The sequence below is a fragment of the Microbacterium sp. NPDC089320 genome (assembly GCF_040684875.1).
Classification (GTDB): domain Bacteria; phylum Actinomycetota; class Actinomycetes; order Actinomycetales; family Microbacteriaceae; genus Microbacterium.
The window spans coordinates 511,709-525,034 of record NZ_JBFBGY010000002.1 but is presented as its reverse complement, the minus strand read 5'-3'; the positions used below and the strand labels follow the sequence as shown (position 1 = coordinate 525,034).

The 13,326-nt window shown below is 67.8% G+C and carries 12 protein-coding genes; 10 read left to right on the top strand and 2 right to left on the bottom strand.

Translation table 11 applies throughout. The annotated features are described in order from the left end of the window. The first annotated feature begins 162 nt into the window (after nt 1–162). The 7 genes from AB0N61_RS07095 (at nt 163) to ilvC (ending at nt 8,932) form a co-directional block, all read left to right on the top strand. Entirely contained in the window at nt 163–1,434 is a 1,272-nt protein-coding gene (locus tag AB0N61_RS07095) for an MFS transporter (protein ID WP_363362729.1), read from the top strand. Nucleotides 1,435–1,485: 51 nt separating this feature from the next. Next, nucleotides 1,486–2,895, top strand: a complete 1,410-nt coding sequence (locus AB0N61_RS07090; RefSeq protein ID WP_167944510.1) for a trehalose-6-phosphate synthase — start codon at nt 1,486–1,488, stop codon at nt 2,893–2,895. A 63-nt stretch (nt 2,896–2,958) separates the two neighbouring features. Continuing rightward, on the top strand, nt 2,959–3,753 hold the full coding sequence (gene otsB / locus AB0N61_RS07085) for a trehalose-phosphatase (protein WP_167944508.1): 795 nt from the start codon (nt 2,959–2,961) through the stop codon (nt 3,751–3,753). A 9-nt stretch (nt 3,754–3,762) separates the two neighbouring features. Next, nucleotides 3,763–5,481 (top strand): dihydroxy-acid dehydratase, encoded by a 1,719-nt coding sequence (ilvD, locus tag AB0N61_RS07080; protein WP_363362726.1) that lies wholly within the window; start codon nt 3,763–3,765, stop codon nt 5,479–5,481. A gap of 61 nt (nt 5,482–5,542) precedes the next feature. Next, nucleotides 5,543–7,345, top strand: a complete 1,803-nt coding sequence (locus AB0N61_RS07075; protein WP_167944496.1) for an acetolactate synthase large subunit — start codon at nt 5,543–5,545, stop codon at nt 7,343–7,345. A gap of 2 nt (nt 7,346–7,347) precedes the next feature. After that, nucleotides 7,348–7,857, top strand: a complete 510-nt coding sequence (gene ilvN, locus AB0N61_RS07070) for an acetolactate synthase small subunit (protein ID WP_056278631.1) — start codon at nt 7,348–7,350, stop codon at nt 7,855–7,857. After that, complete coding sequence (ilvC, locus tag AB0N61_RS07065) at nt 7,745–8,932, top strand: ketol-acid reductoisomerase (protein WP_363362724.1); 1,188 nt, start codon at nt 7,745–7,747, stop codon at nt 8,930–8,932. The genes ilvN and ilvC overlap by 113 nt, the downstream gene beginning before the upstream one ends. 58 nt (nt 8,933–8,990) lie before the next feature. Here ilvC and AB0N61_RS07060 read toward each other — a convergent pair whose 3' ends face one another. Continuing rightward, a complete protein-coding gene (locus AB0N61_RS07060; protein ID WP_363362722.1) occupies nt 8,991–9,920 on the bottom strand; it encodes a hypothetical protein in 930 nt (309 codons plus the stop codon). A gap of 77 nt (nt 9,921–9,997) precedes the next feature. Here AB0N61_RS07060 and AB0N61_RS07055 point away from each other — a divergent pair, with 77 nt between their 5' ends. The 3 genes from AB0N61_RS07055 (at nt 9,998) to serA (ending at nt 12,600) form a co-directional block, all read left to right on the top strand. After that, on the top strand, nt 9,998–10,534 hold the full coding sequence (locus AB0N61_RS07055) for a hypothetical protein (RefSeq protein WP_363362720.1): 537 nt from the start codon (nt 9,998–10,000) through the stop codon (nt 10,532–10,534). Then, complete coding sequence (locus AB0N61_RS07050; protein ID WP_363362718.1) at nt 10,531–10,881, top strand: hypothetical protein; 351 nt, start codon at nt 10,531–10,533, stop codon at nt 10,879–10,881. Before AB0N61_RS07055 ends, AB0N61_RS07050 begins: the two co-directional genes overlap by 4 nt. A 114-nt stretch (nt 10,882–10,995) precedes the next feature. Then, nucleotides 10,996–12,600, top strand: a complete 1,605-nt coding sequence (gene serA / locus AB0N61_RS07045) for a phosphoglycerate dehydrogenase (protein ID WP_363362717.1) — start codon at nt 10,996–10,998, stop codon at nt 12,598–12,600. Nucleotides 12,601–12,673: 73 nt separating this feature from the next. On the opposite strand, the gene AB0N61_RS07040 is transcribed toward serA, so the two are convergent. Next, nucleotides 12,674–13,219 (bottom strand): helix-turn-helix domain-containing protein, encoded by a 546-nt coding sequence (locus AB0N61_RS07040; RefSeq protein WP_363362715.1) that lies wholly within the window; start codon nt 13,217–13,219, stop codon nt 12,674–12,676. Nucleotides 13,220–13,326 lie beyond the last annotated feature (107 nt).

Here is a 13,326-nt window from a genome sequence, read left to right as displayed (position 1 = left end):
AGGGCTGTGGGCCGACGGGCGCCCAGGTGTCGTTCTGCCGACCGCGCTAACATGGAGGGGTCGCGGCTGGTCCGCGGCCGCAATCCGTGTATCTACCGGCCGCCGGCATTCTGGCGGACAGCGGCGGCACCCGACCCCGCGTCCGTCGACGCGCGAGAGCCCATGACACACGCAACTCCCGCTCCCGAGCATCCCGTCCCGATCCCGGCCACGGAACAGCGAGGACTGCTCCGCATCGCGGGGCTCCCGTATTTCATCATCGCCTTCATCGCCCGGCTTCCGTTCGCGATGATGGTCGTGGGAGTGCTCACGGTCGTCGTCGCCGCCCGGGGCTCGCTCTCGCTCGGCGGCCTCACCTCGGCGGCTGTCGGCTTGGGCACGGCATGCTTCGGACCTCTGCTGGGCGCCGCCGCCGATCGCTTCGGCCAGCGCACGGTGCTGCTGATCCTGGCGATCGCCAACGGAGCGATGCTGGTGCTCTTCACTGCGGTCGTCTACACGGGGGGTGCGGATGCGCTCGTGCTGATCGCCGCGTTCGGCATCGGCGCCACGGCTCCGCAGGTCGCTCCGATGTCTCGCTCCAGACTCGTCACGATGATCGCCGAGAGGATGCCTGAGGCAGCCCGCACGCGCACCGTCTCGGGAACCATGGCGTACGAGTCCGCCGCCGACGAGACCGTGTTCGTGTTCGGGCCGTTCATCGTCGGCATCCTCGCGTCGGCCATCGCGCCATGGGCGCCGCTCATCGGTGCGGCTGTGCTCACGGTGGTGTTCGTCGGTGCATTCGCCCTGCATCCGAGCGCCCGTGCCGTCTCCATGCACAGAGATCGAGACGGGCGGGCGCCGTCGGCGGCGACGGAGCTCCTCAGTCCGCGTCTGCTGATCGTCGTCGTCGGCATCCTCGGCGTCGGCATGTTCTTCGGCACCATGCTGACATCGCTCACCTCGTTCATGGCGGATCGCGGAGCGGCGGAGCAGGCCGGGCTGCTCTATGGCGTCATGGGCGTCGGCTCGGCGATCCTCGCGCTCGGTGTCGCGTGGCTTCCGGTGCGGTTCTCGCTTCGCGCACGCTGGCTGGTGTTCTCGGGTGTGCTGCTCTGCGGAAGCCTGCTGCTCCTCCTCGTCGACTCGCCGGCGACCATGATGATCGCTCTCGCGATCATGGGCATCGGCATCGGGCCGACCCTCGTCACCCAGTACAGCTTCGGCGCTGCGCGCAGCCCGCTCGGACGCTCGGCCACCGTGATGACGATGCTCGGCTCCGGCATCGTGGTCGGTCAGTCCCTCGGTGCGGCAGTGGCGGGAGAACTCGCCGAGAGCGCGGGAACGGCCAGCGCCCTCGTGCTGCCGATCATCGCTGCCGCGGTAGCCTTCGCCGCCGGGCTTGTCAACTGGTGGCTGGGTCGCACGCGACCTCGCGTAGCCTCGGTCTGAGCTTCTGTAGCCTGAGGAGCACCCCCACTGCATCGTCAGGAGCACTCACCCATGTCAGTCGCAGATTTCGTCGTCGTCGCCAACCGACTTCCCGTAGACCGGGTCGTGGGTCCTGACGGAGACGAGGAGTGGCGAACCTCCCCGGGCGGTCTGGTCGCCGCACTCGAACCGATGATGCGCAGCGCGCGCGGAGCCTGGGTGGGATGGGCCGGTCAGCCGGACGTCGAACTGGACCGCTTCGAGATCAACGGCATCGACCTGATCCCGGTGCCCCTCAGCGCCGAGGAGGTCGCCGACTACTACGAGGGCTTCGCCAACGACACGATCTGGCCGCTCTACCACGACGTCATCGCGCCGCCTCAGTACCACCGCGAATGGTGGGAGGCCTATGTCAGGGTCAACCGCCGATTCGCCGAGGCCGCAGCGGGCGTCGCCGCACAGGACGGCACGGTGTGGGTGCACGATTATCAGCTGCAGCTGGTGCCCCAGATGATCCGTGAGCTGAGGCCCGATGTGACGATCGGCTACTTCCACCACATCCCGTTCCCCGCGCACGGACTGTATGCACAGCTCCCGTGGCGCGACCAGGTGCTCACGGGCCTGCTCGGCGCCGATGTCATCGGCTTCCAGCGCGCGCAGGACGCCACCTACTTCCTCACCGCGGTGCGGCGCCGTCTGCGTCACGAGGTCAAGGGATCAGCGGTCACGGTTCCCACCGAGGACGGCGGCACCCGCACCGCCGTCGCCCGCGCCTTCCCGATCTCGATCGACACCGCCCCGTACCTCGAGCTGGCCGCCCGCCCGGAGGTCCGGGCGCGTGCCGCCGAGATCAGAGCCAGCCTCGGCAACCCGAAGAAGATCCTCCTCGGTGTGGATCGCCTCGATTACACGAAGGGCATCCGCCATCGCATCAAGGCATACGGCGAGCTTCTCGAAGACGGCCGCCTGAGTGTCGACGATGTCACCCTCGTGCAGGTCGCGAGTCCGAGCCGCGAGCGGGTCGACGCCTACGTGCATCTTCGGGACGAGATCGAACTCGCGGTCGGGCGCATCAACGGCGATCACGACACCATGGGTCACACCGCGATCCGCTACCTCCACCAGGGCTATCCGCGCGAGGAGATGGTGGCGCTGTACCTCGCTGCCGACGTGATGCTCGTCACCGCGCTCCGCGACGGCATGAACCTCGTGGCGAAGGAGTACGTCGCGACGCGCGCCGACAACCGCGGTGTGCTCGTGCTGAGCGAGTTCACGGGCGCCGCAGACGAACTGCGGCAGGCTGTGCGCGTCAATCCGCACGACATCGCCGGCCTGAAGGATGCGATCATGACGGCGGTCTCCATGACGCCCGCTGAGCAGGGCAAGCGGATGCGGTCGCTGCGACGTCGCGTGCTGGAGAACGACGTGAACGCGTGGTCGTCGTCGTTCCTGCGTGCACTCGCCGACGTCCGCCGACGCTGACCCGGCGGGTCGCACCGGTCCGCCGGGTGATACTGGGAGGACACCGCTTCGATTGGAGACCCTGTGACCCGTAGCTGGACCCCCGGAGCCGCAGACCCGGCGCTGAGCGCCATCGCCGCCACCCCCAGACTGGTCGTCGCCCTGGACTTCGACGGCACGGCCTCTCCGCTCGTTCCTGATCCGATGGCCGCCAGGGCGCTGCCCGAGGTCGCAGATCAGGTCGCACGCCTCACCGCTCTCCCGGACACGGTCGTCGCCTATGTCTCCGGGCGCAGCATGCATGACCTGCGGGAGATCACGGAGCACACGGACGACTCGCCCATCGCGCTGGCCGGCTCGCACGGAGCCCAGTACTGGTATCCCGGAATCGGCGCACACGACGCCGACGGAGACACCGCCGAGGGCTCTCGAGAGGACCTGTGGGAGGCTGCCCGGCCGATCATCGACCGGTACGAGGGCGCGGAGCTGGAGCCCAAGACCTTCGGCATGGGCGTCCACACCCGCACCGCCGCACCCGAGGTCGAGAAGGCGGTGTTCGCCGAGATCGACGCGCTCGTCGCAGAGCGCTTCCCGCATTGGCGACGGCGTTCCGGACACCGCGTGCTCGAGTTCTCCTCTCGGAACGAGGGCAAGGATGCCGCGATGACCGCACTGCGCGAGCACTTCGACGCCACCGCGATCCTGTTCGCCGGCGATGACGTCACGGACGAGGACGCCATGCGCGTGCTCACGGGCGACGATCTGGGCGTCCGCGTGGGGCCGGGAGAGAGCGCCGCCCAGCTCCGTGTGGACAACCCACAACAGATGGCCCAGCTTCTGGAGGCGCTCGCGGACGAGCGCACCTCTCGGCGGGAATAGACTTCCGTCATGTCCTCGCATGATCCCTCCACCAGCGCGCCCATCGACATCAAGCCCCGCAGCCGAGTCGTCACCGACGGCATCGAGGCGACGACCTCCCGAGGCATGCTCCGTGCCGTCGGCATGGGCGACGCCGACTGGGACAAGCCCCAGATCGGCATCGCATCCAGCTGGAACGAGATCACGCCCTGCAACCTGAGCCTCGACAGGCTCGCGCAGGGCGCCAAGGAGGGCGTCCACTCCGGCGGGGGATACCCGCTGCAGTTCGGCACGATCTCCGTCTCGGACGGCATCTCGATGGGCCACGAGGGCATGCACTTCTCGCTCGTGTCGCGGGAGGTCATCGCGGACTCGGTCGAGACCGTGATGATGGCCGAGCGCCTCGACGGGTCGGTGCTCCTCGCCGGATGCGACAAGTCGATCCCCGGAATGCTCATGGCGAGCGCTCGCCTCGACCTGTCGAGTGTGTTCCTGTACGCCGGCTCCATCGCGCCCGGCTGGGTCAAGCTCTCGGACGGCACCGAGAAGGACGTCACGATCATCGACTCGTTCGAAGCCGTCGGCGCATGCCGAGCGGGTCTCATGAGCGAAGAGGACCTCAAGCGCATCGAATGCGCGATCGCACCGGGTGAAGGCGCCTGCGGTGGCATGTACACGGCGAACACGATGGCATCGGTCGCCGAAGCCCTCGGCCTGAGTCTCCCCGGCTCCGCCGCGCCGCCCGCCGCGGATCGTCGTCGCGATTACTTCGCGCACCGCTCGGGCGAGGCCGTCGTCAATCTGCTCCGTCAGGGCATCACGACGCGCGACATCCTCACCAAGGAGGCGTTCGAGAACGCCATCGCGCTCGCGATGGCCCTCGGCGGTTCGACGAACGTCGTGCTGCACCTCCTCGCGATCGCCCGCGAGGCCCAGGTGGAGCTCAGCCTGCACGACTTCAACCGCATCGGCGACAAGGTGCCGCACGTCGCCGACATGAAGCCCTTCGGCAAGTACGTCATGAACGACGTCGACCGCCACGGCGGCATCCCCGTGATCATGAAGGCGATGCTCGACGAGGGTCTGCTGCACGGTGACGCGCTCACCGTGACGGGCAAGACGCTCGCCGAGAACCTCGCGGAGCTCGACCCGATGCCGATCGACGGCGAGGTCATCCACACGTTCGACAACCCGATCCACGCGACCGGCGGCCTGACGATCCTGCACGGATCGCTGGCCCCCGAGGGTGCTGTGGTGAAGACCGCCGGCTTCGACGCCGCCGTGTTCGAGGGCACCGCCCGAGTGTTCGAGCGGGAGCGCGCAGCGATGGACGCCGTGGCCAACGGCGAGATCGAGGCCGGCACGGTCATCGTCATCCGCTACGAGGGTCCGAAGGGCGGACCGGGCATGCGCGAGATGCTGGCCATCACGGCGGCCATCAAGGGCGCGGGGCTCGGAAAAGATGTACTACTCTTGACTGACGGACGATTCTCAGGCGGCACAACCGGCCTGTGCATCGGCCACATAGCACCCGAAGCGGTGGACGCAGGTCCCATCGCCTTCGTGCGCGATGGTGATCTGATACGGGTCGATATCGCAGCTCGCTCTCTCGACCTACTCGTCGACGAGGCGGAGCTCGCCTCCCGCCGCTCTGGCTGGGAGCCGCTACCCCCGCGCTATACCCGTGGCGTTCTTGCCAAGTACTCGCGTCTCGTGCGGTCCGCCGCCGAGGGCGCGACGACCGGCTGATCCGCGTCGGCTCCGGCATCCCAGCCTCCGACGTCGCCTCCAGACCATCAGAAGGAGTGTCATGACTGCTGACACCGTCTCGGCTGTGCCGAGGCCGCCCGCACCCAAATCAGCCGCACCGGAGATCTCCGGAGCAGAAGCTGTGGTCCGCACGCTCGAGCTTCTCGGCGTCAAGGACGTCTTCGGCCTGCCCGGTGGCGCCATCCTCCCCGTCTACGACCCGCTCATGGATGCCGCCGAGCTGCGTCACATCCTCGTGCGGCACGAGCAGGGGGCGGGCCACGCCGCCGAGGGCTATGCCTCGTCGTCCGGCAAGGTGGGCGTCTGCATCGCGACGTCGGGCCCGGGGGCGACCAACCTCGTGACGGCGATCGCGGACGCCTACATGGACTCGGTGCCGCTGCTCGCGATCACCGGGCAGGTGTTCTCGACGCTGATGGGAACGGATGCGTTCCAGGAGGCGGACATCGTCGGCATCACGATGCCGGTCACGAAGCACTCGTTCCTCGTGAAGGATGCGTCGGAGATCCCCGGCGCCATCGCTGCGGCCTACGAGATCGCCTCGACCGGTCGACCGGGTCCCGTTCTCGTCGACATCACGAAGGACGCCCAGCAGGCGATGGCGCCGTTCGTCTGGCCGCCCAAGTTCGACCTGCCGGGGTATCGTCCCGTCACGAAGGCGCACGGCAAGCAGATCCAAGCGGCTGCCGCGCTTCTCGCCGAGGCCAAGAAGCCGGTTCTGTATGTCGGCGGCGGCGTGATCCGCGGTCGTGCGTCGGCCGAGCTGCTGGCCCTCGCCGAGACGACGAATGCCCCGGTCGTGACCACGCTGATGGCTCGCGGCGCGTTCCCCGACTCGCACCAGCAGCACCTGGGCATGCCAGGTATGCACGGCACCGTTCCGGCGGTGCTGGCGCTGCAGGAGGCCGACCTGATCGTGTCGCTCGGCGCACGCTTCGATGACCGCGTGACGGGCAAGGCCGCGCTCTTCGCGCCGAACGCCAAGGTCGTGCACGTCGACATCGATCCGGCCGAGATCTCGAAGATCCGCACGGCGGACGTGCCGATCGTGGGCGACGTCAAGGACGTGCTGGTCGATCTCGAATCTGCTTTCCGCACGGCGACGAGCACGATCACCCCCGACACCGAGGAGTGGTGGTCGTACCTCGACGGGCTGCGCAACGAATTCCCGCTCGGGTACGCGCCGACGACCGACGGCCTCCTCGCGCCGCAGTACGTGATCCAGCGGATCGGCGAGCTGACCGGGCCGGAGGGCATCTACGCCGCAGGCGTGGGACAGCACCAGATGTGGGCGGCGCAGTTCATCAAGTACGAACGGCCCAACGCCTGGCTGAACTCCGGTGGAGCGGGAACGATGGGCTACTCCGTTCCCGCTGCGATGGGCGCCAAGGTCGCCGAACCCGACCGCGCGGTGTGGGCGATCGACGGCGACGGCTGCTTCCAGATGACCAACCAGGAACTGGCCACCTGCGCGATCAACAACATCCCGATCAAGGTCGCGATCATCAACAACTCCTCGCTGGGCATGGTGCGCCAGTGGCAGACGCTGTTCTACGACGGTCGCCACTCGAACACCGACCTGAACACCGGTCATGGCACCGTCCGCATCCCCGACTTCGTGAAGCTCGCTGAGGCGTACGGCTGCCTCGCGATCCGCGTGGAGAAGGAGGAGGAGGTGGATGCGGCCATCAAGCTCGCGCTCGAGACCAACGACCGCCCGGTCGTCATCGACTTCGTCGTGAGCGCCGACTCCATGGTGTGGCCGATGGTTCCCCAGGGCGTGAGCAACAGCTACGTCCAGTACGCCCGCGAGCACGCGCCCGCATTCGACGAGGAGGACTGACCATGTCGACTCACGTGCTGAGCCTCCTCGTGGAGAACACCCCCGGCCTGCTGACCCGCGTCGCAGGGCTCTTCGCCCGTCGCGGCTTCAACATCGACTCGCTCGCGGTGGGCGTCACCGAGGTGCCGGGCATCTCGCGCATCACCGTGGTCGTCGACCTCGAGGACCTCCCTCTCGAGCAGGTCACGAAGCAGCTCAACAAGCTGATCAACGTGATCAAGATCGTCGAGCTCGACTTCCCGACGTCGGTGCAGCGCGAGCACATGCTCGTCAAGGTGCGCACCGACAACGCGACCAGGTCGAACGTCATCGAGGTCGCGAACCTGTTCCGCGCCTCGGTGGTCGACTACGCGTCCGACGCGCTGGTGATCGAGGTCACCGGGGACCGGGGCAAGGTCGATGCCATGCTCCGTGCGCTCGAGCCGTTCGGCATCAAGGAGATCGCGCAGTCGGGCCTCCTCGCCATCGGCCGCGGCGGCAAGAGCATCACCGAGCGCGTCCTGCGCGGCTGATCAGTTTTCACACACGTACACGAACATCAATCAAGGAGAAAAACCAGTGAGCACCGAGATCTTCTACGACGCAGACGCTGATCTGTCGATCATCCAGGGCAAGAAGGTCGCGATCGTCGGCTACGGCTCGCAGGGTCACGCGCACGCGCAGAACCTTCGCGACTCGGGTGTCGAGGTCGCGATCGCCCTCAAGGAGGGGTCGAAGTCGGCACCGAAGGCGGAGGAGGCCGGATTCGCGGTCAAGACCGTCGGGGACGCGACGCAGTGGGCCGACCTCATCATGATCCTGGCGCCGGACCAGCACCAGCGCACGATCTACAGCGAGTCCATCGCCCCCAACCTCACCGAGGGCAAGACGCTCGCCTTCGCGCACGGCTTCAACATCCGCTTCGGCTACATCGACGCACCCGAGGGCGTCGACGTGATCCTCGTGGCACCGAAGGCGCCTGGTCACACGGTTCGTCGCGAGTTCGTCGCGGGCCGCGGCATCCCCGACATCATCGCCGTCGAGCGCGACGCATCCGGCAACGCCTGGGCGACCGCGCTCTCGTACGCGAAGGCGATCGGCGGCACCCGCGCGGGCGTCATCAAGACGACCTTCACCGAAGAGACCGAGACCGACCTGTTCGGCGAGCAGGCCGTGCTCTGCGGTGGCGTGAGCCACCTCGTGCAGGCCGGCTTCGAGACGCTCACCGAAGCGGGATACCAGCCGCAGATCGCGTACTTCGAGGTGCTGCACGAGCTGAAGCTCATCGTCGACCTCATGTGGGAGGGCGGCATCGCCAAGCAGCGCTGGTCGATCTCCGACACGGCGGAGTACGGCGACTACGTCTCGGGCCCGCGCGTCATCACCCCCGAGGTCAAGGAGTCGATGAAGGCGGTCCTCGCGGACATCCAGAGCGGCGCCTTCGCGAAGCGCTTCATCGACGATCAGGACAACGGCGCCGAGGAGTTCCTGGCGCTGCGCGCCAAGGAGGAGACGCACCCGATCGAGGAGACCGGCAAGGAGCTGCGTTCGCTCTTCGCGTGGAAGCAGCAGGACGAAGACTACGTCGACGGCAGCGCTGCGCGCTGACGACGTGTGACACAGAGAGGGCCCGGTGCATCGCACCGGGCCCTCTCTGTCTCGTCGATCACTCCGTCGGAGCGTCCTCGACCTCGATCGGTGCGTCTCCGGGGTCGGTCCAGACGGGCGCGGGGAGCACGGTGTCGAGTGCTCCGCCCTGGATCTCCCGCAGCGCGGCCTCGATGTCTTCGTCGTTCTCCGGCACCGCGAGGCCGCACGCGCGCAGCTCAGAGGCGAACTTCAGCGTGAGGCGGCTCTTGCCCGCCTCGACGGCCTCGGCGGTGGTGCCGGTGCGCTTCTCGCTTCCGGTCTGGATGTCGGAGACCTCATCGCACACGTGGTAGACCGCGCCGCCGTCGACCCACACCACCTCGTCCTTGCCGAGCATCAGGATCACCGCCGACTGGTCGGCGGTGTACTTCTCGACGGACGGCGGATCGAAGTCGACGCCGATCACGGTGGCGAGCAGAGCGAGAACGACCCCGACGATGCCGGCGGAGGTCTTTTGGCCCCTGCTCATGTCCTTGTTCAGGAAGATGAGGATGACCAGGGGCAGGAAGGCCACGATCGCGATGATCGCGCCGAGCTGGTTCTGCACGAAGAAGCGCACGGTCTCGGATCTGCGTGCGGGATCGAGCCGGTTGGCCTTCTTCCAGAGGATCGAGCCGGTGATCGCGAGCGCGGCGATGACCACGAGCAGCACGAGCAGCGTGACGAACGCCCATTGAGGGAACTGCGCCGTGACGCCCTGCTCCTCCAGGAGGCCGGTGTCGGGGTCACGCACGAGCGTGCCGTCCTCACCGACATACTCGCGCTGGCGGAGCAGCCAGAAGATCGACGCCCCTTCAGCGGCGATCGCGAGAGCCCACAGCACCGCGGCGATCCATCGGAAGGTCGTCGCCTGCGACTTCGCCGCGGCTGTGGGCGTCCATCCCGCGGCGGGCTCTTCGGTTCCGCTCGCTGCGCCCGGGACCACCTTCTTGTTCTGCTCGGCCACTGGTTTCCCTTCCGGATGGGGCCGCACTGGCCCAGACGCCCCCGAGCATAGTGGACGAGGTGTCCTACGCTGGGGACATGACTTCCGATTCCGACGAGGCCCTGAGCTGGGACGGCGACGACGGCGTCGCGCCGACGACGCGCACGCCGAAGACGCGCACGCCGAAGGCTTCGGAGGGTGACGCCGCGGTGCCGCCCCATCGACAGGATGCGGCAGCGCTGCCGGATGGCTGGAACGCCGTCGGCCGAGGCAGTGAAGCCGTCGCTCGTGTCGAGAGCGACGACACCGACACCCTGCCCGACGAGGATGACCCGCCGCACCTGAGCACCGCGATGCTCCTGACTCTCGGGGTCGTCGGCGGTGTCTACCTCCTGTACAGCATCGGCTGGGTGGTCGGAGGGATGCGGCTGAAGCCGCTCGCCAATCTGATCGTGGCCGATGCGATGTACGTGCCGTGGTTCGTGCTCGCGGTGGCGGCACCGGCATTGTGGTTCCTCGCGGTGTGGGTCTTGACCCGTGCCAAGGCGGCCTGGATCCGCATCGGGCTGCTCCTGCTCGGAGTGGTGCTGCTCGTGCCCTGGCCTTTCGTGACAGTGGGGGTGATCGGATCATGACCGAGCAGACGACCTCATCGGTGACCGGCGCCTCTCCACGGTGGCTCAGCGCACTCGTGCTCGGCCTCGCGGGTCTCTTCTACGCCTACGCGATCTGGAACGCGGTCGCTCATCTCCTCTCGATGGCCCAGGGCGGACTCACCGGCATCGGGTGGGCGACCCTTCTCTTCGGAGTGGTCTTCCCCGCCCTGGTCTTCGTCTTCGCCTACGCGATCGGCCGCCGGCGCCGTGCGGGCGAGCTCGCGGTGGTGCTGCTGGCGGGTCTCGGCGTCGTGGCGGTGTTCTGGTTGAGTCTGATCGGCTACAGCATCCTCAACATGTCGGATCTCGTGACCGTCGCCGCCTGACCGAGGACGTCACACGGCACGGAGCAGCAGAACCGCTCGGGTACAGTTAAGGTGATCGCGCCCCCACGGTGTGCGGCGCATCGGCCCCCTGTCGCGCTGCCCCGAAGGATCCCTGTGCCGAAGCCCGTCGTGCTCATCGCCGAAGTTCTCTCTCCCGCCACGATCGAGGCCCTCGGCCCCGATTTCGACGTTCGCAACGTCGACGGCACCGACCGTGAGGCGCTGTTCGCCTCGCTCGCCGATGCCGACGCGGTGCTGATCCGTTCGGCGACGCACATCGACGAAGAGGCGCTCGCGCACGCTCCGAAGCTCAAGGTCGTCGCCCGTGCGGGTGTCGGGCTCGACAACGTCGACATCAAGGCGGCCACCGCCGCGGGTGTCATGGTGGTCAACGCGCCGACGTCGAACATCGTCTCGGCGGCCGAGCTGACGGTGGGACACATCCTCAGCCTCGCCCGTCGGATCCCCGCCGCCCACGCGTCGCTCGCGGCCGGTCAGTGGAAGCGCAGCTCGTTCACCGGAGCCGAGCTCTTCGAGAAGACGGTCGGCATCGTGGGACTCGGACGGATCGGCGCCCTCGTCGCCGCGCGCCTCGCCGCCTTCGACATGCGCGTCGTCGCCTACGACCCCTACGTCACCTCGGCTCGCGCGCAGCAGCTCGGCGTGCAGCTCCTCTCGCTCGACGAGCTCGTCGCGGAGTCTGACTTCCTCACGATCCACATGCCCAAGACTCCCGAGACCACGGGAATGATCGGGGCCGAGCAGTTCGCGGCGATGAAGCCCACCGCCTTCGTCGTCAACGTCGCTCGCGGCGGTCTCATCGACGAGGAGGCGCTCCACGCGGCTCTCGTCGCCGGCGAGATCGCGGGTGCGGGTCTCGATGTCTTCACCTCCGAGCCCCCGGCCGAGGGGGGAACGGCCCGTCCGCTTCTCGACCTCCCCAACGTGGTCGTCACCCCGCACCTCGGTGCCAGCACGGAGGAGGCGCAGGAGAAGGCCGGCGTCTCGGTCGCCCGTTCTGTGCGCCTCGCTCTCGGCGGCGACCTCGTCCCCGACGCGGTCAACGTCGCCGGGGGAGTCATCGACCCGTACGTGCGCCCCGGCATCTCGCTCGTCGAGAAGCTCGGCCAGATCTTCGCCGCGCTCGCGACATCGCCTCTCACGAGCCTCGACGTCGAGGTGCACGGCGAGCTGAACGACTACGACGTCAGCGTGCTGAAGCTCGCGGCACTCAAGGGGGTGTTCACGAACATCGTCAGCGAGACGGTGTCGTACGTGAACGCGCCGCTGCTCGCCGACCAGCGCGGTATCGCGGTGCGCCTGCTGAAGGACGACGTGAGCGACGAGTACCGCAACGTCATCACCCTCAGCGGTGCTCTTTCCGACGGCTCGCAGCTCTCGGTGTCGGGCACCCTCACCGGCCCGAAGCAGTCCGAGAAGCTGGTCGCCGTCAACGATCACGCTCTCGAACTGCCGATCGAGAAGCACCACGTCGTGATGCTCTACACCGATCGCCCCGGCATCGTCGCGGTCTATGGTCAGAAGTTCGGCGAGGCCGGCATCAACATCGCCGGCATGCAGATCTCGCGTCTCGGCGCGGGTGACCAGGCGCTCAGCGTGCTCACGCTGGACTCGCCGGTCTCCGACGACCTGCTCGACGACCTTCGCAGCGAGATCGACGCGGACCTGTTCCGTCAGATCGAGATCACCGACGTCTGATCGGGGGAGACCCTGACACGCGAAGCGGGAGGAGCGGCCGGGCGGTCACTCCTCCCGCTCTGTCGTTCCCCGATCAGGGGGCGGTGGCGCGCAGCACGAGCGCGATGAGATCGGTCAGCTGGTCGCTTCGGGGCACGAGACGCTCGGGGCCGTGCACATCGAGCGAATTGTTGAAGTACAGACCGTCGCTGAGCAGCATCACGAGGTCGAGGCTCGCGGCATCCCGCACGTGGGGACGGATGGCGTCCTCCCAGCGGTCGCGATTGCGACGCAGCGCGTCGGCCGCGGGTGCCGAGCCGCCCTGTGCCAAGCGGGTGGCGGCGATGAGGGCGCGATCCAGCGCGTCGTCCTCCATCACGGAGGTGCGCACGTAGTACGCGACAGGGCCTTCGTCGGCGGAGGTCATGCGTTCGAGATCGAGTGTCGTGAGCGCATCGAGGCGCTCGATGAGACCTGCCGCGAGCTCTTCCTTCGAGCCGAAGTGATAGAGCAGGCCCCCCTTGGACACTCCGGCGGCCTTGGCGGTCGCATCCAGCGTGGCCGCCCGTTCGCCGTCTTCGATGACGATCGATTCGAAGGCGTCGAGCACGCGCTCGCGCGCGAGGGGAGGTCGGGGCATCGGGGATCCTCTGTTGGTCTCGATTCACAGTAGCGCGCACGTGTGACGATTCTGTTACTATACCATCTGGACGGTTTAGTAACGATGTCGTCCGGATTCTGAGAGGT